The 18,789-nt window shown below is 66.9% G+C and carries 18 protein-coding genes; 9 read left to right on the plus strand and 9 right to left on the minus strand.

Translation table 11 applies throughout. The features are described 5' to 3' along the window. Window positions 1–314 precede the first annotated feature (314 nt). The gene (gene queA / locus Q0J57_RS08035; RefSeq protein WP_297219063.1) at window positions 315–1,436 is read right to left on the minus strand and encodes a tRNA preQ1(34) S-adenosylmethionine ribosyltransferase-isomerase QueA; all 1,122 of its coding nucleotides are present in this window, start codon (window positions 1,434–1,436) and stop codon (window positions 315–317) included. 180 nt (window positions 1,437–1,616) lie between these two features. Between queA and Q0J57_RS08040 the strand changes: the two genes are divergently transcribed. Genes Q0J57_RS08040 through Q0J57_RS08065 form a run of 6 tightly spaced genes read left to right on the plus strand, consistent with a single transcriptional unit; the run spans window position 1,617 to window position 5,841 of the window. Continuing rightward, window positions 1,617–2,156, plus strand: a complete 540-nt coding sequence (locus Q0J57_RS08040; RefSeq protein ID WP_297219065.1) for a hypothetical protein — start codon at window positions 1,617–1,619, stop codon at window positions 2,154–2,156. Beyond that, complete coding sequence (gene coaBC / locus Q0J57_RS08045; RefSeq protein ID WP_297219067.1) at window positions 2,153–3,388, plus strand: bifunctional phosphopantothenoylcysteine decarboxylase/phosphopantothenate--cysteine ligase CoaBC; 1,236 nt, start codon at window positions 2,153–2,155, stop codon at window positions 3,386–3,388. Before Q0J57_RS08040 ends, coaBC begins: the two co-directional genes overlap by 4 nt. Continuing rightward, window positions 3,370–4,164 carry a hypothetical protein gene (locus Q0J57_RS08050; protein WP_297219069.1) on the plus strand — a complete coding sequence of 265 codons (795 nt, stop codon included), beginning with the start codon at window positions 3,370–3,372 and terminating at the stop codon, window positions 4,162–4,164. The genes coaBC and Q0J57_RS08050 overlap by 19 nt, the downstream gene beginning before the upstream one ends. Before the next feature lie 3 nt (window positions 4,165–4,167). Continuing rightward, window positions 4,168–4,539 carry a LysO family transporter gene (locus Q0J57_RS08055; RefSeq protein WP_297219071.1) on the plus strand — a complete coding sequence of 124 codons (372 nt, stop codon included), beginning with the start codon at window positions 4,168–4,170 and terminating at the stop codon, window positions 4,537–4,539. Further along, window positions 4,536–5,135, plus strand: a complete 600-nt coding sequence (locus Q0J57_RS08060; RefSeq protein ID WP_297219073.1) for a lysine exporter LysO family protein — start codon at window positions 4,536–4,538, stop codon at window positions 5,133–5,135. Before Q0J57_RS08055 ends, Q0J57_RS08060 begins: the two co-directional genes overlap by 4 nt. 13 nt (window positions 5,136–5,148) lie before the next feature. Continuing rightward, the gene (locus tag Q0J57_RS08065; RefSeq protein WP_297219076.1) at window positions 5,149–5,841 is read left to right on the plus strand and encodes a DVU0298 family protein; all 693 of its coding nucleotides are present in this window, start codon (window positions 5,149–5,151) and stop codon (window positions 5,839–5,841) included. Window positions 5,842–5,948: 107 nt separating this feature from the next. On the opposite strand, the gene Q0J57_RS08070 is transcribed toward Q0J57_RS08065, so the two are convergent. The 3 genes from Q0J57_RS08070 to Q0J57_RS08080 form a co-directional block, all read right to left on the minus strand. After that, window positions 5,949–7,544, minus strand: a complete 1,596-nt coding sequence (locus tag Q0J57_RS08070) for a hypothetical protein (protein WP_297219078.1) — start codon at window positions 7,542–7,544, stop codon at window positions 5,949–5,951. 12 nt (window positions 7,545–7,556) lie between these two features. Beyond that, entirely contained in the window at window positions 7,557–9,089 is a 1,533-nt protein-coding gene (locus Q0J57_RS08075) for an MBOAT family O-acyltransferase (RefSeq protein WP_297219080.1), read from the minus strand. Between the two features lie 103 nt (window positions 9,090–9,192). Continuing rightward, window positions 9,193–9,480 carry an integration host factor subunit alpha gene (locus tag Q0J57_RS08080; RefSeq protein WP_297219082.1) on the minus strand — a complete coding sequence of 96 codons (288 nt, stop codon included), beginning with the start codon at window positions 9,478–9,480 and terminating at the stop codon, window positions 9,193–9,195. A gap of 130 nt (window positions 9,481–9,610) precedes the next feature. Between Q0J57_RS08080 and Q0J57_RS08085 the strand changes: the two genes are divergently transcribed. Together Q0J57_RS08085 and Q0J57_RS08090 are read left to right on the plus strand one after the other, a co-directional pair. Continuing rightward, the gene (locus tag Q0J57_RS08085; RefSeq protein WP_297219084.1) at window positions 9,611–10,762 is read left to right on the plus strand and encodes a radical SAM protein; all 1,152 of its coding nucleotides are present in this window, start codon (window positions 9,611–9,613) and stop codon (window positions 10,760–10,762) included. Next, window positions 10,759–12,165 (plus strand): L-serine ammonia-lyase, encoded by a 1,407-nt coding sequence (locus Q0J57_RS08090; RefSeq protein WP_297219086.1) that lies wholly within the window; start codon window positions 10,759–10,761, stop codon window positions 12,163–12,165. Before Q0J57_RS08085 ends, Q0J57_RS08090 begins: the two co-directional genes overlap by 4 nt. A gap of 24 nt (window positions 12,166–12,189) precedes the next feature. Here Q0J57_RS08090 and Q0J57_RS08095 read toward each other — a convergent pair whose 3' ends face one another. The 5 genes from Q0J57_RS08095 to argB all read right to left on the minus strand — a co-directional run bounded on the left by Q0J57_RS08095 (window position 12,190) and on the right by argB (window position 17,126). Next, window positions 12,190–13,869 (minus strand): thiamine pyrophosphate-binding protein, encoded by a 1,680-nt coding sequence (locus Q0J57_RS08095; protein WP_297219088.1) that lies wholly within the window; start codon window positions 13,867–13,869, stop codon window positions 12,190–12,192. A 328-nt stretch (window positions 13,870–14,197) separates the two neighbouring features. Then, entirely contained in the window at window positions 14,198–14,737 is a 540-nt protein-coding gene (locus Q0J57_RS08100; RefSeq protein WP_297219090.1) for a methylated-DNA--[protein]-cysteine S-methyltransferase, read from the minus strand. Then, window positions 14,737–15,912, minus strand: a complete 1,176-nt coding sequence (locus Q0J57_RS08105; RefSeq protein ID WP_297219092.1) for an MFS transporter — start codon at window positions 15,910–15,912, stop codon at window positions 14,737–14,739. The genes Q0J57_RS08100 and Q0J57_RS08105 overlap by 1 nt, the downstream gene beginning before the upstream one ends. 80 nt (window positions 15,913–15,992) lie before the next feature. Then, entirely contained in the window at window positions 15,993–16,178 is a 186-nt protein-coding gene (locus Q0J57_RS08110) for a hypothetical protein (protein WP_297219094.1), read from the minus strand. Window positions 16,179–16,346: 168 nt separating this feature from the next. Then, window positions 16,347–17,126: an acetylglutamate kinase gene (gene argB, locus Q0J57_RS08115; RefSeq protein WP_297219096.1), complete on the minus strand. Its 780-nt coding sequence runs from the start codon at window positions 17,124–17,126 to the stop codon at window positions 16,347–16,349. 235 nt (window positions 17,127–17,361) lie between these two features. Here argB and gltX point away from each other — a divergent pair, with 235 nt between their 5' ends. Then, a complete protein-coding gene (gltX, locus tag Q0J57_RS08120; RefSeq protein WP_297219098.1) occupies window positions 17,362–18,756 on the plus strand; it encodes a glutamate--tRNA ligase in 1,395 nt (464 codons plus the stop codon). Window positions 18,757–18,789 lie beyond the last annotated feature (33 nt).

The following is an 18,789-nucleotide window of genomic DNA, read 5'->3' on the forward strand; positions in this document are numbered from 1 at the left end:
GCCGTTTCCGGCCATATGCTCCGCGCATCCGCCCCCAAATCCGCGCACGCGAACGCCTGTGACCACACCGGTCATGGGGCTTGCATGGGCTGCCCTTTCCCATGCCCTCCCCGCCCCGGACGCCGGCAGGAGGTATCTTCCCTGCGGGCAGCAGCAAAGCCGGGCGCAGGGCCGCCGCACAACGCCGCCCCGTGGCGGCAACATGCCGAGGCCCTCGGACAAAACCGTCCCCGCATGCCGCACGCGCATTTTCCCGACATGGATGCCCCGGACAAACGGATCGCACTGCCGCCGGCAGGCCGGCGGAGTCAGCCCTAGCGTATGAGCATGGCGTCGCCGTAGGAAAAGAAGCGATAGCCCGCTGCCACGGCTTCCCGGTAGGCTTCCAGAATGCGTTCGCGACCGGCAAAGGCGGAAACCAGCAGCAGCAGCGAGGATTCGGGCAGGTGAAAATTGGTGATCAGCCCATCCACCACCCGGAAACGGCGGCCGGGATAGAGATAGATGTCCGTCCAGCCGGTATAGGCCTGCAAGGAACCACAGACCTCCGCCGCGCCTTCCAGGGCACGGGTGCTGGTGGTGCCCACGGCAATGACCGGCCGGCCAGCGGCCCTGGCCTCGCGAATGGCCCGCACGGTCTCCTCGCCCACCTCGATGTATTCCCGGTGCATCTGATGCCGGCGGATATCCTCGCTGCGCACGGGACTGAAGGTGCCATAGCCCACATACAGGGTCACCTCGGCCCAGCCGAAGCCCTTTTCCGCCAGCCGCTGCCGCAGCTCTGCGGTAAAGTGCAGGCCGGCCGTGGGCGCGGCCACGGAGCCGGTCTTGTCCGCGCGGGCATAGACGGTCTGATAGCGGCCCGCATCTTCCTCGCCATCGGGGCGCTTGATGTAGGGCGGCAGCGGGATGTGCCCGGTGGCGGCAAAGGCGGCCTGGAGGTCTCCCTGCCAGTCCAGGCGCACCCGCCGCTGCCCGAAAGGTCCGGTTTCCAGAACCGTCACACTGATGCCCGCGCCAAAGCGCACGCATTCCCCTTCGCGAATGCTGCCGCCGGAGCGCACCAGGCCGCTGACCTCGGCACTCCAGCCATCGGGCACATCCCGGCGCGCGCGGGCCTGGGCCATCACCAGCGGCAGGGGCGTCAGCAGCAGAAATTCCACCTTGCCGCCCGTGGCGCGAGACCCCAGCAGGCGGGCCTGGAGCACACGGGAATTGTTGGCCACCAGCAAGGCCCCCGGGGGCAGCAGATCAGGCAGCTCGCTGAAGAGGTGATGCTCGATGTCGGGCTGCCCGTAGCGGGACATGGTCAGCAGGCGGGACGTACCGCGCACTTCGGGGGGAAACTGGGCAATCTGTTCGGGGGGCAGCTCGTAATGATAGTTGCGCAGCAGAAAGTCGTCATCACTGACAGGAACAGCAGGGGTTTTCGGCATGGCTTTCTCCACGGTTTCGCAAGGAGGCAACGATAGGGCAGCAGCAGAACGGCCCGCCGGACAAGCGGCCCCGCTGCCTGCATGCTGCCGGGAAGGCAGGCTTGTCAGGGCAGGACGGAGAGGCTATTGTCTGCCCGTATTCCGCTTTCGGGCGGTCACCGTCGCCGCAGGAGTATAGCCATGCCACGCGTCTTTGTCACCCTGAGCCTGCTTGCCCTTCTTGCCCTGGGCGCGGGCTGCGCCCAGATGGGCATCAGCAGTCCCTTTGCGTCGGACAGCGCCCCGAGTCAGAGCGAACTGCTGGGGGTTTCCCTGCCGGCGGGCATGGAACGCTCGTCCAGGCATTCCCGCCCCGCCGAGGGCCTGGAAGTGGCCACAGGCTATGCCGATGCCAACAGTGTGGCGCAGGCCATGTTCACCGCGCTCCAGTCTGCCGGCTGGCAGCTGCGCCTGCAACAGATGCGCAACGGCAAGGGCCTGTTCCTGTATGAACGCGGCCCGCAGCTGGCCATGGTCAGCGTGGATGCGCAGACCGTCCAGACCATTCTCTATATTGTGGCCGGCACCCGCCTGCCCGACGGCAGCACGCTCAACCTTGCCGTGCCGGCCGAAAGCAGCGCAGAAGACGGCAGCAGCGAGGCCCTCCCGGACAGCACGCCCGCTCCGTCCGGCGGCGGCTGGGGCAGCTCCGGCGGCGGCCTGCAGGAGCGTTCCCTGTGAGCCTCAACGTCAGCTTTTCCCGCAGCCGCAAGTTTGCGGGCCGGCGGCTGCACCTGGGCATCTGCGGGTCCGTGGCCTGCTATCGCATGACGGATGTACTGCGCGCCCTGCGCGGCATGGACATTCACGTTTCCGTTACCCTGACCAGGGGCGCACGCCAGTTTGTGACGCCGCTGCTCTTCGAGGCCCTGGGCGCCATGCCCGTCTATGGCGACATGTTCGCCCCCGGCGATGATCCCTTTGCCCATCTGGAACCGGGCCAGCATGCCCAGGCCATGATGGTGGCGCCGGCCTCGGCCGATGCCCTGCGCCGCCTGGCCCACGGGGCGGCCTCGGACATGCTGTCGGCCCAGGCCCTGGCCTTTGACGGCCCCCTGCTGGTGGCCCCGGCCATGAATCCCCGCATGTGGCAGCATGCGGCCACGCAGGAAAATGTGGCCACCCTGCGCCGGCGCGGCGTCCATATTCTGCTGCCGGACAACGGCGCCGCCGCCTGCGGCGATGAGGGGCAGGGCCGTCTTGCTCCGGTGCCGCATCTCTTCTGGAGCGCCCTGCGCTGCCTTGCACCGCAGGATTGCGCCGGCCGGCGCGTCATGGTCACCATGGGACCCACCCGCGAAGCCTGGGACGGGGTACGCTTCTGGAGCAATCCGTCCAGCGGACAGATGGGGGCGGCTCTCTGCACCGCTGCCTGGCTGCGCGGCGCGGCGGTGACGGCCATCTGCGGCCCCGGCTGCCCGGAACTGCCGCCCGGCGTGCAACGGCTGGACGTGCTTTCCGCACAGGACATGTTTGCGGCGGCCTCCTCCTGCTGGCCCAGCATGGACATGGGCCTTTTTTCCGCAGCTGTGGCGGACTTTTCGCCCGTGCCCTACGGCGCGGCCAAATTCAAGAAAGACAGCGCCGCGGAAGGCTTTTCCATAGCCTTCCGCCCCAATGCCGACATTCTCAAAACCCTGGCCGCCCGCCGCCAGCCGCATCAGAAGGTGCTGGGCTTTGCCGCCGAAACCGCGCCGGACATGGACAGCCTCATGGAACTGGCCAGGGCCAAACGCGCCCGCAAGAATGCCGATGTGCTGGCGGGCAATCGCGTCAATACCGCGCAAAGCGGCTTCGGCACGGAAACCAACAGCATGGCCGTGGTGGACCGCCATGGTCAGGAAGCCATCTGGCCCCTGCAAAGCAAGGCCGATGTGGCCTGGGAGCTGATCTCGTGGCTTTTGCGCTGCTGAATCCGCTGGCCGCGCCGTGGCAGCATCTGGGCCTGCGCTATCTGCTGGCCCCGGCGGATCTGCCGCCCGAGCTGTCCCTCTGCGGCAGCAGCAGCGAAACGGCGGCGCCCGCCCCTTCCGGCAACAGGAGCGCGCCTGTGCCGCCTTCTGCCCCGGCCGCACGCCGGCCAGGGCGTCCGGCTCCCCAGCCTGCCGCCGCGCCGGCGGATAGCAGACCGCACGCCGCCCCACAAGCAGACCGCACACCCTCTGCCCGTGCCGGGCATGCCTGGCAGCCGCTGGCCCCGGCGCTCTGGCCGGATGCCTGGCAGCAGCGCCTCCGCCAGACGCGGCCCGGCCGCATCGTCTGGACCTACTGGAATCTGGGCAATGACCTGAGCGGCGTGGAAACCCCCGGCCGGCAGCAACGCAGCGCTTTCTTTCAACGGCTGCTCCAGGCCCTGCACCACCCCGCGGGCAGCCATACCTTCTGGCCCGTCTGCCTGCCCGCATCCGGCCAGCCTGCGCAGAACGGCCCTTCCGCGCCACAGCCGCAGGCTGATGTCTTCTGGTCCGGCCTGCCCCGCCTGGGAGCGCGCGGCGTTGTGATCATGGGATCGGCCGCCGTGGATGCCGTGCAGCTTCCCGGCAGCCTGCGGCCCCTGCAACACACCATCTACCGGGGGCACCGGGTCTGGGTGCTCTGGGATGTGGACAATATGCTCAGCGAAAGCCAGCGCTACAGCCAGATGCTGGCCATGCTGCGTCAGGCCCTGCATCCGCTCATCTACAGGTAACACATGTTTACAGCCATCAGCCTCATGCTTGCCGGCATGCTTGCCGGCTTTCTGCTGCGCCGCGTGACCTGGCTTGCCTGCCTGCCACGGGCCATCACGCCCACCATCCTGCTCATGCTCTTTGTGCTGGGCATTGCCGTGGGCGCCAATGACACCCTCATGGGCAACCTGCCCACCCTGGGCGGGCGCGCCCTGGCCCTGACCCTGGCCGGTGTGGGCGGCAGCCTGCTCTGCGTTCTGGCCATCCGCCGTTTCTTTCCCGGTGCAGAAGCCGGACGCCATGCCGGCCAGACCGCCCCGCAGGACAATGACGCCCTGAACACGGCCTTCCAGGACGGTCCCCGGCCGCCGCATCACGAGGAGAAGCGGGCATGAGCGGCAGCCTGACCATCCTCGCCTGTTTCTGCCTGGGCGTCCTGCTGTCATGGCTGGACCTGCTGCCGCACTCGCTGGCCGATGCCGATGCCACCCTCTATGTGCTGTATGCCCTCATGCTGCTGGTGGGCTTTTCCATTGGTTATGACCGGCGCCTGGGGGAAATTCTGCGCACGCTGCGGCCGCGCATCCTGCTGCTGCCCCTGGCCACCACGGTAGGGACCTTTCTGGGATCGGCGGTCATCAGCCTGTTTCTGACCTACCGGCTCAGTGACTGCCTGGCCGTGGGCGCCGGCTTTGCCTATTATTCCCTGTCCTCGGTATTCATCACCCAGTACCGGGGCGCAGAGCTGGGGACCGTGGCCCTCATGGCCAATATCATGCGCGAACTCATCACCCTGCTCTTTGCGGGGGTCATGGTGCGCTGGATCAGCCCCCTGGCGCCCATTTCCTGCGGCGGCGCGTCCACCATGGACACCACCCTGCCCATCATCACCAAAACCGCCGGACAGCAGTGGGTCTTTGTCTCCATTGTGCATGCCATGATCATTGACTTCAGCGTGCCGTTCTGGGTGACGCTGTTCTGCACCTGGTAAAAAGGAGGATTCCATGCCCCGCATGCGTTCCATCAAGGCCGACCTGCGCCGGCTGCTTGATGCGCCGGACTGGCGCGATCACCTGCATGACATTGCCGCCACCGGTCTTGCCGGCGTCGGCCCCCTGCTCTCCTTTCTGCTGCTGGACCCGCTGACCCGGCACAAGGCCGCCGTGGCCCTGGGCGCCGTGGTGGCCGGCCTGGAAAAGGCGCATCCCGAGGCCGTGCGCAACATCATGCGCCGCCTCATGTGGCAGATGAACGAGGAATCCGGCAATATCGGCTGGGGCATTCCCGAAGCCTTTGCCGAAATATGCTGCGCCTGCCCGCTGGCGGCCAAAGAATTCCACCGCGTGCTCATTTCCTACATCATCGAGCTGGAAAAGGACGACAATTTCTGCGACCACAACGTGCTGCGCCGTTCCTGCTTCTGGGCCGTGGGCCGTCTGGCCCAGGTGCATCCCGACATGGCCCAGTGGGCGCGCCCCTGGCTGGTGCGCGGCCTGGATGACGAGGACATTCCCTGCCGGGGCATGGCCGCCTGGGCGCTGTATCAGCTGCCCCCGGACATCATGACCGCACCGGCCCTGCGCCGTCTGGCGGCTGCCGGCTATACGGAATGCTGCGAGGTTTTCGACGGACAGCAGCTGCACACGGTAAGCGTCAGCGACCTGGCCGCCGGCAAGGGGCCGTCCTGCCGCGCATAGGCCGCACGCCGGCAGACTCCCGTCGTCTCCCGGCACGCCCGCGTGCCTGGCCGTCATGATCTGCGGCCCGCTCGCACCGCAGGCCGCTGCCCGCCTGCGGCCCTGCCCTAGGACTTGCGCGGGCAGGAAAGGTGCAGAAAGTCCACTTCCGGCACAGGGCTGACGCGCGGATCCCGCACAAAGACGTGCCGCTTCCAGTTGAGCAGGGCATGGTTGATCTGGGCCATGTCCACATAGTTGAGCAGCACCTGATGGCGGTCCGTCATTTCCCGCAGCATGCGCAGGGCCGCCACGCCCCCGGCATGCAGACCGTCCAGCATCTCGCAGTCGCCGGAGCCGAAGCGTCTGGGATCCGTAAAGTCCATGACGTCCACGCCCCTGTCCAGCAGCGCCTGCCGCAGGGCAAAGAGCTGCGGCCAGCGGGATTCCTGCGCCCGCAGCATGTCCAGCACCGGAGCCGCCACCGGCGGCAGCACCACCAGGGTCTGTATGCCCCGCGCCCGCAGCCGGCAGATGATTTCGGCAAAGGTTTCCACCGCCTCCGCATCCAGCGCCGCCACGGGGGCAAACTCGCCGCGCCCTTCCCTGGCCCGTGCCAGCGTGGCCGCAAAGCCCCTGTCCGCCGACGGACGCACCCCGGTGGGAATGGCCACATCCCTCCAGGCCCCGTCAGGCCCGAAGCCCTCGCCATAGACCTGGGCCAGCAGACCGTAGCGCCCATCCCGGCCGCCTGTCAGCAGATGCAGGGCCGGCAGGGGCGGCACCTCGCCGGACAACACGGCGGCCCACAGGCGGCGCAGCCTGGACGGCCCGTAGCCAAAGGGGTCCTGCGGCGCCTGACGCCAGAGGGGCACTGCCTCCCGCTGCGGGACAAACCACCAGAAGTCCGCCCCGATGATGACCACCTGGGGGCGATGGCCGCGTACCAGGGCATCCACCACGAACCGCAGGTCAGCAAGGCCGTGCACCGCGCCCCCCATGTTCACAAAGGGCCGGCTGAAAACATCCCCGTTGAAGCGGGCCATGCGCCATGACCCCAGCACCGCCACGTCCGGCCTGACCGCCTCGTACAGCCGCAGCTTGTACAGCAGCACGCCGTCCGCCGCCGGGCTGCCGCCGGGAGCGGGCGCCGCCATGGGACGCTGGACCAGAACGGAGCCGAACAGCACAAAGTCTCCGGCAGCCTGACGGGCCACCACCGCGTCCAGCGCCGCATCGCCGCTTTCGGCCAGCCACCAGCAGCTCAGGGGCCAGAGCGTCAGACACAGCACCAGCACCCAGCGCACCAGCATCCTGCCGTAACTGCGGCAGAACAGCCCGCCCGGTGATCCTGCCACCGGCGCTCCCGCCGGCGATGCCGTTGCCCCGGGCACATCATCAGCCGAGGCCCCGTCCTCCGGCGCAGCCGCCTCTGCATGGGCGCTGTCCGGCGTCGTGTCCGACAGGTCAGCGGCGTCCGGCTGTTCGGCGTCAGGTTTTTCGGCATCTGGCCTGTCCGGGGCTGACGCCTCCGGCAGCACGTCCGCCCCCGCTGCGCTGTCCGGCACAGCCGTCCCTGTCGCCGACGGCACGGCCTCTGCCGTCGTCTCCGTCCGTTCTGTCCCGTCCGGCATCTCATTGTCCGCAGGGCTGACCGTCTCCTCCGGCGTCACGCCGCCGGCAGCCTGCGCAGCAGCGGGATGGTCCCGCGTTTCCATGCTCATGCGTCTCTCCCGTTACCAGAGCCAGGGAACAGCCGTGCGGCCCGGCAGAAGCAGCAGCGACACGATGGTCAGCAGCACCAGCAGCAGCGCCCACAGGCGGCGATTGACGCGCCGGCGGGCATCTTCCAGCGCCGGCGCCCCTGCCGGTCGCGAACCGTCACGATGGCCCAGCACCAGTTCCCGGCTGTTGGGCAGCGCCCAGACAAGCAGCAGACCTGCCAGGGGCGGCAGCAGGGCGGACCAGCCGTGCACATAGCCATGCGGCAGCACACGGTCCAGCCAGGTGGCGGCCGCTGCCGGCTCTCCGCCGTGCAGGCCCAGCATGCTGCCCACGTAGTGCACGGCCGTCTGCGGGCTGTCGGCAAAAAAGATTACCCAGCTCACATTGAGGCAGACAAAGGTCAGCAGCACACACAGGCCGTGCAGGGGCGGCAGGTCCAGCGCATCCTGTACCGGCGTGCCGTAGACCAGACGCCGGAAGGCCTGATTGCCGCACAGCAGCAGACCATGCAGCAGGCCCCAGAGCAGAAAGCACCAGCCCGCTCCGTGCCACAGGCCGATGAGGCTCATGCTCAGGACCAGGGCCAGATACTGCCGCGCCCGCCCGTGTGCTCCGCCGCCCAGGGGCAGATAGAGGAAATCGCGCAGCCAGGCGGCCAGGGTCATGTGCCAGCGTCGCCAGAAGTCCACAAAGCCCGTGGCCTTGTAGGGGGAATCAAAATTATCCGGCAGCCGTATTCCCAGCAGCAGACCCACGCCCACGGCCATGTCGGCATAGCCGGAAAAGCTGAAATAGATATGCAGGCTTTGCGCCACGCTGCCCAGCCAGGCCTCCGCCGGATGCAGGGGCCAGCCCTGTGACGCGGCCTGAAACAGCGGTGCGGCCACACGGTCCAGGGCATCGGCCATGATGACCGTCTTGGCCAGCCCCATGACCAGCAGCGTCAGCCCCTGGGCAGGCAGCAGGTCATGGCACAGCGCGGGGACATGGCCGACAGAGCCGTCCTCCCGCGCCGGGAGCAGTCGTTCCAGCTGTTTCTGCCACGGACCGCCACGCAGCAGCGGCCCGCCCAGCACGCAGGGAAAGAAGAGGGAAAAAAGCGCATGCCCCAGCGGGCCGCCGGGGTGTACCTGACCACGATACACGTCCACCAGCCAGGCAATGATGACCAGAGTCACAAAGGGCAGACCGGGAGGCATGGCCCAGACGGCAAGGGGCCAGTCATGCCCCGTCAGGGCGCCCAGCTCCCCTGACAGCCAGGGCAGATAGCGCAGCACGCACAGCGGCAGCAGGGCCAGCAGCACGGCCCAGACAAGGCGGCTGCGCCGGGGCCGGGCCGCCACCAGCAGCCCCAGGCACCAGGCCAGGAGCACATAGGCCAGCATGCCCAGCAGCGGCCCGGCACCAAAGCGGGCATACCAGAGCAGCGATGCCGCCAGCAGAAAGAGGCGCAGGCCCTGCGGGGCCAGCGCGGCCGTCAGCCGCTGCCCCAGCAGGCACAGCGGCAGAAAAAGCAGAAGAAAGGAAAGGGAGGCAAACAGCATGTTCCCCTCTGGAACGGGGCAGACAGCAGACCGCGCCGGCGGCGAAAAGACGGCGCCATGAAAAACGCGCCCCGGAGGGCGCGTCAGACAGGAGCGGAGCTGCTCAGGAATTCATTTCCGCGCGGAATTTGCGCGACAGGCGAAAAACCACCACCCGACGCGGCGGGAGCGTGATGGACTCGTCCGTCTGCGGGTTACGCCCCTTGCGGGAAGCCTTGTCATAGGATTCAAACTTGCCGAAGCCGCTGATCAACAAGGCACGATCCTTCTTGATGGCCTCCTTCATGATTTCAAGGAGCTTTTCCACGACATTCTTCACATCCACACGGTTCTTGTCCGTGCTTTCGTAAATACGCTCGATGATATCCGCTTTGGTCAAGGTCTTGTTCATGACTTCCCCTAGTGATGAAGCGTCTTCACAGGTGATGGCTTTTCCAATATGGTATGTAAAAAACCCCTTACAGGCAAGGGGTTTCTCCGCTTTTGCAAACAGTCATTTCCTTCTGTCAGGCCTGTCGCCCATGCCCTTTGCAGCCTTTTCCCTTGTCTGGCCCCCTGCCCCTGCCGGTCCTGCCATTGTGCCCGTTTTTCTGCCCTTTGCCGGATGTCCGGCACGCTGCCTCTTCTGCGCACAGGACGTGCAGACAGGCCAGCCCCCCCTGCCTCTGCCCCGCATCCTGCGACAGGCCCGGCAGCGCCTGCTGGACCGTCAGGCACAGGGGCGCCCCCCGGCGGAACTGGCCTTTTATGGCGGCACCTTCACGGCCCTGCCCGCCCCCCGGCGGCAGCTCTGCCTGCGCTTTGCCCGGCAGCAGTTGCGTCAGGGCCGTCTGGCGGGTCTGCGCTGTTCCACCCGGCCGGACTGCACTGCCCGGGAATGCCTCCGGGAACTGCGGGACTTCCACTGCCAGACCGTGGAGCTGGGCATACAGAGCTTTGCAGACACGGCCCTGCGCACCAGCCGGCGGGGCTATGACCGCCGGACGGCTATGCAGGGCTGTCGGGCCGTGCGCCAGGCCGGGCTGCGCCTGGGGGTGCAGCTCATGCCCGGCATGCCGGGCAGCACGGTGGCGGATTTTCTGGAGGATGTGCGCCTGGCGCTGGACCTGGGGGCAGAGCTGCTGCGCTTCTATCCCTGTCTGGTGCTGGACGGCACGCCCCTGGCCGGACTGTGGCGGCAGGGCGCTTTCCGGCCCTGGGAACTGGACCAGACCCTGGAGGCGCTGGCGCAGGGCTATCTTCTGGCGCAGGCCGCCCGCGTTCCCGTTGTGCGCATGGGGCTTGCGCCGGAAGCGGGCCTGGCAGAACATGTGCTGGCCGGCCCCTGCCATCCGGCACTGGGCGCACGGGTACAGGCGCTGGCCCTGCTGCATGCCGTGGACAACGCCCTGCGGCAAGCCCGCCGGCATGGTGGACTGCCCGCTTCCGCAGCGCTGGACGTGACCCTGCCCCGCCGCCTGCAGGGCATGTACGCCGGGCATGGCGGCGAACTGCGCCCCGCCTGGGCCGCGCTGGGGGTGACCCGCATCGGCTTTCACGCGGACCGGCAGCGCATCAGCATCCGTCCGCTCACTGCACCGGATGAACAGCCCTCACCCGCATGCGAAGACGTTTGCGTTGACCTTCCTGTCCGCGGCAGGCACGCTGCAAGACAGCCAAGGAGTTTGCCATGAGCCAGCCCGCCCGCCTGCAACCCCTGATTCCCCGCAGACCGCCCATAGAAACCACCCTCTTCGATTTCTTCAAGGTGGGTCCCGGTCCGTCCAGTTCCCACACCATCGGCCCCATGAAGGCCGGCAACGACTTTCTGGAGCGCTGCCGTGCCCTGCCCGATGCCACGCTGGCCCGCGCCGCGGCCATCCACATTCTGCTGCTGGGATCGCTGAGCGCCACCGGCAGGGGGCACGGCACGGATACGGCTGTTCTGGCCGGTCTGCTGGGGACGGCGCCGGAACACTGTCAGCCCGGCATGCTGTCTGCGCTGGCCGCCCATCCGGAAGCCCGGCATGGCCTCCGTCTCCGGCAGTGGGAGATTTCCCTGTCCCTTGCAGACATCACCTTCGGCCCTGTGCTGCATGACGCGCCGTTCAGCAATACGCTGCGGCTTGCACTGGTGGACGCGCAGGGCCAGCCTCTGCTGGAAATGGAATACTATTCCGTGGGGGGCGGCTTTTTGCAGTGGAAGGGCTGGACCCCGCCGGAGCACGGCCATCCGGTCCATCCCTACGGCACCATGCGTGAACTGCATGAACAGCTTGACCGCACGGGCCTGACCCTGCACGAACTCATTCTGGAAAATGAGACCGCCATTACCGGCATGCCGCGTCCCCGCATCTTTGCCCAGCTCGAGGACATCATGGATGCCATGTATGACAGCGTGCGGCGCGGCCTGTCCGCCTCCGGCAGACTGCCGGGCAAACCGGGCGTCTGGCGCAAGGCCGGCGGTCTGCTGGAACGCGCCAAAAACCAGCCCTATCTGGTGGACCGCTTTCTCGGCAAGCTCAATGCCTACGCCTTTGCCGTGGCCGAGGAAAATGCCGCCGGCGGCGTCATTGTCACCGCGCCCACCTGCGGCGCTGCGGGGGTCATGCCTGCCCTGCTCTATGCCATGCGGCAGGACCTCAACATCGGCGAACGCGCCCTGCGCGAGGGCCTGCTGGCATCGGCTGCCGTGGGCTTTCTGGCCAAGCACAATGCCGGCATTGCCGGTGCCGAGGTGGGCTGTCAGGGAGAAGTGGGCGTGGCGTCCTCCATGGGCGCCGCCATGCTGGCCCATGCGCGCGGCAACACGGCCCGCGTGGTGGAAAATGCCGCCGAAGTGGCCCTGGAACATCACCTAGGCCTTACCTGCGATCCCGTGGGCGGCTATGTGCAGGTGCCCTGCATCGAACGCAATGCCGTGGGCGCCATCAAGGCCTACAATGCCGCCCTGCTGGCCACCTGCGAGGAGGCGCACCAGCACCTTGTGACCCTGGATGCCGCCATCCGCGCCATGGGCGAAACCGGGCGGGAAATGAGCGTCAAGTTCAAGGAAACCGGCGAAGGCGGCCTGGCGGTCAGCATCGTGGAATGCTGACCGCCGGCAGCGCCATCAGGCCCGTTACAGGGGCTGCTGTTTGCGGGGGTCGCAGTCCATGTCCGTCAGCACTTCCACCAGAGCCGGCCTGTCCGCAGCCAGGGCCTGCTCCAGGGCGGGCCGAATCTGATCGGGCTGCTCCACCCGAAGGCCCAGACAGCCCATTTCCTCAGCAATGCGGGCAAAATGGGTGGGACGGTACATGAAGAAGCCCTCGGGGCGGATGCGGCTGCCCTCGTGGGCCTTTTCCGCCCGTTCGCGGCACTGGCCCAGCCCGCCGTTGTTGTTGAGCACCGTGATGGTCCGGATGTTGTAGCGGGCGGCTGTTTCCATTTCCGCAAGGTGATACCAGAAGCCGCCATCGCCGGTGAAGCAGAAGACGGGCCTGTCCGGCAGGGCGCACTTGACCCCCAGCGATGCGGGAAAACCCCAGCCCAGCGAACCGCCGGTGGGCCGGAGAAAGCGCTGTCCCGGCCGGGTCAGGCGCACAAAGGCGCTGGCCCAGATGGCGGAAAAGCCCGTATCCGCCACCAGCACACTCCCTTCCGGCAGAAAGGCGGACAGCTCGTGGCAGAGCCGCTCCGTGCGCACGGGCACGGCTCCGCTGGTCAGGCGCTGCCGGTGGGCTTCCAGCCAGCGGGCGGCGGCGGTCTGGGCCTCTTCTGTCCAGGCGGCAGGCGCCTTCCAGTCGGCCAGCGCCGCGTCAAGCTCTTCCAGCACGCTCCGGGCATCCCCGAAAACGGGAAGACAACCGGCCGCATTGCGCCCCAGCTCCTCCATGCAGATGTCGATCTGCGCCACCGGCGTGCCGGGCGCGGGAATGGTCCAGTTCAGGGTCAGCTGGTCATTGAGGCTGCACCCTGCGTACAGCACAAAATCCGCCCGGCCCACCAGGGCATTGGCGCAGGTACGGTGATATTCGCCCACAGGACCGAGATAGAGGGGGTGACTGTCGGCAAGCAGGCCCTTGCCGTCCACGGACGAGGCCACGGGCAGGCCCCGGTCCGCCAGTGCCCGCACCACCTGGCCGGCCCCGGAAATGGCCGCGCCATTGCCCACCACCAGCACAGGCCGGCGGGCCTCGCGCAGCCTGTACGCCAGCTGGCGGAGCTGCCGGCTGTCAGGCCGGGGACGCAGGGCAGGCACCCGGGCATAGGGCGCTTCCGTGGTGGTATCAAAGGCCGCCCGGGCCGCATCGAAACTTTCGCCGGTATGATTGGGAATATCCAGATGCACAGGCCCCGGACGGCCGCAGGTGGCTTCCCGGAAGCACTGCCGCAGATAGAGGGGCACCAGCTCCGGCGTGGCGGCACAGGCATGATATTTGGTCACGGCGGCAAAGAGCTGCTCGTGATTCAGCTCCTGATAGCTGTGCCTGTGCTGGAACTGCGGAGGCTTCCTGCCCGTGATGGCAATGACGGGCGAACCGGCCAGGCAGGCATCCTGAAGTCCGGAAGCGATATTGGCCGCGCCCACGGACTGACTCAGGCAGACAGCCGGACGCCGCGCGGCACGGGCATAGCCGTCGGCCATATAGGCTGCGGCCTTTTCCGAATGGGCGATGATCTGCTGCACGCCCCGTTTTTCCAGCTCCACCAGCGTGTGCAGCAGCATGGACTCCATAAGAAAGATATGTGTGATACCGTAGGCGTGCAGAGTACCGGCCATGTATTCCGCACCGGTCTGCATTGCTTTGTGGGACATGTTGCACCCTTGTTTTTCTGTTGCGAAAAGGCAGCGGGCATGCTGCCGGCGTCACGAAACGCAACGTCCTTTCCCGCACCTGCCGCCGGACTGTTTCCCGTACCGGAACAGCATCCGGGCGGGGCATGACACCGGCAAAAGAAAGACCCACAACAGCCGCTCATCGGAGGGGCGGCCGCCACGGGCAACGCACAGGGTACGCAATGCTTGGGAAAAATGCCAGATATTCCTGACACAACGGCGGGCCGGGACGCCGGACAGCCGGCGGAAGCCTCTCGTGCGCGGCGTTACACGCTGCCCGCGGGGCTGCGGGAAACGGGCGCACAGCTCAGGCGGCGTGCAGGCTTTCGTGCCGCAGCAGCCAGCGCTTGCAGGACAGGCCGCACGCATAGCCTCCCAGCGTGCCGCAGGAGGTAATGACCCGGTGACAGGGCGTAACTATGAGCAGGGGATTGGCATGATTGGCCATGCCCACGGCGCGAAAGGCACGCGGGCGGCCTATGGCACGGGCAATGTCCGCATAGCTGCATGTCCGCCCGTAGGGAATGCGCCGCAGGGCCTGCCAGACCTCACGCTGAAAGGCGGTGCCGCCTTCTTCCAGCGGCAGGCAGAACTGCCGCAGCCGGCCGGCAAAATAGGCTGTCAGCTGGGCCGCGGCTTCCCGCAGCAGAGGATGGCAGACAGGCAGGGACAGCCCCATGGCAGACGCCGGGCGGGCAAAGGCTATCTGCCGCAGGCCCGTCTGTCCGGCCACAAGCAGCAGGCAGCCCAGAGGCGTGGACACAACGGCCCGGGCCAGCTGGCCGCCTGGGGGCGTCTCGTGCTGCCGGGCGCCGGCCAGGGGCGCAGGCAGCCCAGAGGCGGGCATCAGTCCTCCTGCTCCTCGGACGGCCGCACGGCGGGATCACGCAGGAACAGGCTGGCCGTTCCGCCTGCCAGCACCACGGGAATGAGACACATGAGCGCGGACGGCAGCCCGCCGTACAGGTCGGCCACACGGCCCAGCAGCGGCGTCACAATGCCGCCGGCCGTCATGGCCACCCCCAGGGTCATGCCCGAGGCAAAGCCCACATTGCGCGCCAGATACTTCTGCCCCAGCACCACCAGCGAGCTGAACGGCGCAAACAGGCCGATGGCCACGGGCACCAGCATGAGCGCCGCCAGCCACGGCGAGGTCAGGAAGGGAAAGATGCTCATGGACGGAATGGAAAGGCAGTAGGACAGGCGCACCACCCGGCTGAAGCCGATGCGGTCGGCCAGAATGCCGCCCAGCACATTGAAGGTCACGCCCACGCCGCAGAAAAAGGCCAGTACCAGCGAGGCCGAGGTCTTGCTGGTGCCGAAGACATCCACCCAGTAAAAGGGGATGTAGCTGTTCATGGTCAGGAAGAGAACGGAACGGGCCATGAGCGCCACCATGAGCACGCCAAAGGCCCGCCAGTTATTGACGCCCCGCTCTTCCTCGGCCGAGCGGATCACGGCGCCCGATCCGCTGGCGGAGGGTCCCAGCACCAGCAGCTGCATGAGGATGCCGGCCATGACAAGGGCCAGCAGCGAAAAGGCCGCCGTACCATGCAGGCCGAACAGGGCAGTGCTCACCGTGACCACCAGCGGCCCCAGCACAAAACCGCTGTTGCCGCCCACCGAAAAGATGCTCAGCCCCATGCCCTTGTGCGAACCGGAAATGCGGTTGGCGTAGCGCGCGCCCTCGGGATGGAAAAGGGCGGCCCCCACGCCGCTGATCATGAGGCCGAAAAAGATGGCCCAGTAGTTTTCCAGATAGCCGGAAAGGCCCACGCCCAGCCCTGCCAGCAGAACGCCCAGCGGCACAAACCACGGGCGGCTGCTCCGGTCAGCCATAAGGCCGAAGAAGGGCTGAACAATGGACGAGACCACGGCATAGGCAAACATGAGTCCGCCGGCCGTCTGATAGTTGAAGCCGTACATGGCCGCCAGATACGGCAGAAGCGACGGCAGGGCACCGCGGTTGATGTCGCACGACATGTGCCCCACAGAGATGACAAGAAGTTTCCTGAACTGCATGGCTTCCCCCCATCGCGTCAGATTGCCAACGAGCATACATGAGGGAAGCACTGCCGTAAAGCGCATACGCGCCGGAAACATCAACAGAGTTTGAGGATATCCTTGTAGACCTGATAGACATCCAGCACGGCATCACGTGGCGAGAGCTTGCGGTCTCCGGCCATGAGCAGGCAGGCCGACCTGGCCATTTCCAGACGCACTTCCTTGTCCAGTCTGGCCAGATCCGCCTCGATGGCGGCAGGCTGATCCTTGGCATTTTCCGACATAGCTTCCTCCCGGGGGGAAATACTTGCTAAAGAATATTTGAAAACATCTTATTTGCCAAGGAAGATTTCTCGTGTCAACGGCATTCCCCTCAAAAAAACTGCGGGCAGGCACGGCCGGCAGCCGTCCTGCCCGCGGCAGTCAGTCATGCGGGGCCGGCCGTTTCCGGCTCAGGCGGTGACCACCGTTCCCAGGGGTTCGCCGTCCAGCAGATAGCGGCGCAGGCTGGAAGGCTGGCGCCCGTCAAGGATAAGGGCGCGCTGGCAGCCCTGATCCAGGGCATGCAGGCAGGCCTGCACCTTGGGAATCATGCCGCCGCTGATGACCTCGGCCTCCATGAGGGCGGCGATGCGCTCCCGGCTCAGGGAGGGAATAAGCTGCTTCTGGGCATCCAGCACGCCCGGCACATCGGAAATGAGCACAAAGAAATCCGCCTGAAGGGCGCCGGCCACGGCCCCGGCGGCCGTATCGGCATTGATGTTCAGGGCCTGCCCCTCGGGGCCGGAAGCCACCGGCGCCACCACGGGCAGAAAACCGCCATCCAGCAGGCAGGAAAGCAGGGCTGGGTCCACCTGATCCACCTCGCCCACCAGGCCCAGAACCGGGTCCTTCACCCGCGCGCGCAGCAGGCCGCCATCCCGTCCGGACACGCCGGCCGCACGGGCGCCGTGCTGGAGAAAGCGACTGACAACGCGCTTGTTGACCTCACCGCAGAGCACCATTTCCACGGCCTGCATGGTGTCGGCATCGGTCACCCGCAGGCCCTTCTCGAAGTGGCTGGCGATGGCCAGCCGGCCAAGCAGGGCATTGATCTGGGGGCCGCCGCCATGCACGACCACAAGACGCATGCGCTGCTGCAAAAAGGCCATATCATCGGCAAAGGCCGCATTCAGTTCATCCTGATCCATGGCGTGACCGCCGTATTTGATGACAACAGTCCGGGTGCTCATAGGTTCTCCTTGAGGCAGAAAAAATTGCGGCAGGGCCGCCTTCCCGCTGTAGCACTGCCCCTGCGGACGCGCAAGGGCGCAGCCTGCGGAAGCGCCCCGTCATACCGTTGCAAGGAGCAGCCATTGGCGGTATCCTGTGCGCCCTGTGCCGCAGGCGCACCGCGTGTCCGTGGTGGCCCCCCGGCCCTGCTCCCCCAAAATTTCCCCGGCAAATCCCGCCATGAAGGACCGTATCATGAATCATGTCGTTACCCGTTTTGCGCCCAGCCCCACGGGCCATCTGCACATCGGCGGCGCGCGTACCGCCATTTTCTGCTGGCTGCTGGCCCGCCACTACGGCGGCCAGTTCCACCTGCGCATCGAGGATACCGACCTGCTGCGCTCCAAGCAGGAATATACCGACTCCATCCTGGCTTCCATGCGCTGGCTGGGCCTGGACTGGGACGGCCCGCTCAACTACCAGACGCAGCGCACCGCCCTCTACAACCAGTATGTGGACAAGCTGCTGGAAACCGGTCACGCCTACTGGTGTTCCTGCACCCCGGAAGAGGTGGAGGCCATGCGCGAAAAGGCCCGTGCCCAGGGCCTCAAGCCCCGCTACAACGGCTGCTGCCGCGAACGGCACCTCGGCCCCGGCGAAGGACGCTGCGTGCGCCTCAAGGCGCCCCTGGCCGGCAAGGTGGTTTTTGACGACATGGTCAAGGGCACCATTGCCGTGGACGTGAGCGAACTGGACGACATGGTCATCCGCCGGGCCGACGGCATGCCCACCTACAATATGGCCGTGGTGGTGGATGACCACGAAATGGGCATCACCCACGTCATCCGCGGGGATGACCATGTTTCCAACACGCCGCGCCAGATTCTCATCTACGAGGCCCTGGGCCTGCCCGTGCCGCGCTTCGGCCATGTGCCCATGATCCTCGGCCCGGACCGGCAGAAGCTCTCCAAACGCCACGGCGCCCGCGCCGTCATCGAATACCAGAACGACGGCCTGCTGCCCCAGGCCCTGGTCAACTACCTGGTGCGTCTGGGCTGGTCCCACGGCGATCAGGAAATCTTCACCCGCGAGGAACTCATCCGCTTTTTCGACGGCACCAGCCTCAACCCCGCGGCAGCGGCCTTTGACCCGGCCAAGCTGGAATGGGTCAATGCCCACTTCATGCGCGAGCTGCCGCTGGACGAACTGGCCGGGCTGGTAAAGCCCTTTGCCGAAAAGGCCGGCTATGACATGAGCCGCCTGGATGCACCCCGGCTTCAGGCTCTCTGTCACATGTTCCGCGAACGCGCCGCCAACCTCAAGGCCCTGGCGGAAGCCTTTGCCCCCCTGCTGGCCAGTGCCGACGAGCTTTCCTACGATGAAAAGGCCGTGAACAAGAACCTCACCGAGGCCAGCAAGGCACACCTGGCCGCGCTGGCGCCCCTGTTTGCGGCCACCGATTTCAGCGAATCCGCCCTGGATGCCGTGCTTAACGGCTATATTGCGGACAACGGCCTCAAGTTCAAGGACGTGGCCCCGGCCCTGCGCACGGCCCTCATGGGCTTTATGGGCGGCCCCCATCTGCCCGAAATCATGGCCTTCCTGGGCAAGGACGCCACCCTGGCCCGACTGGCCCGCGCCGGGGCCTGATCCCGCCGCCACTCCCGGATACGCCAAGAGGGC

Origin of the sequence: uncultured Desulfovibrio sp. (assembly GCF_944324505.1) — a bacterium.
GTDB lineage: Bacteria > Desulfobacterota > Desulfovibrionia > Desulfovibrionales > Desulfovibrionaceae > Desulfovibrio.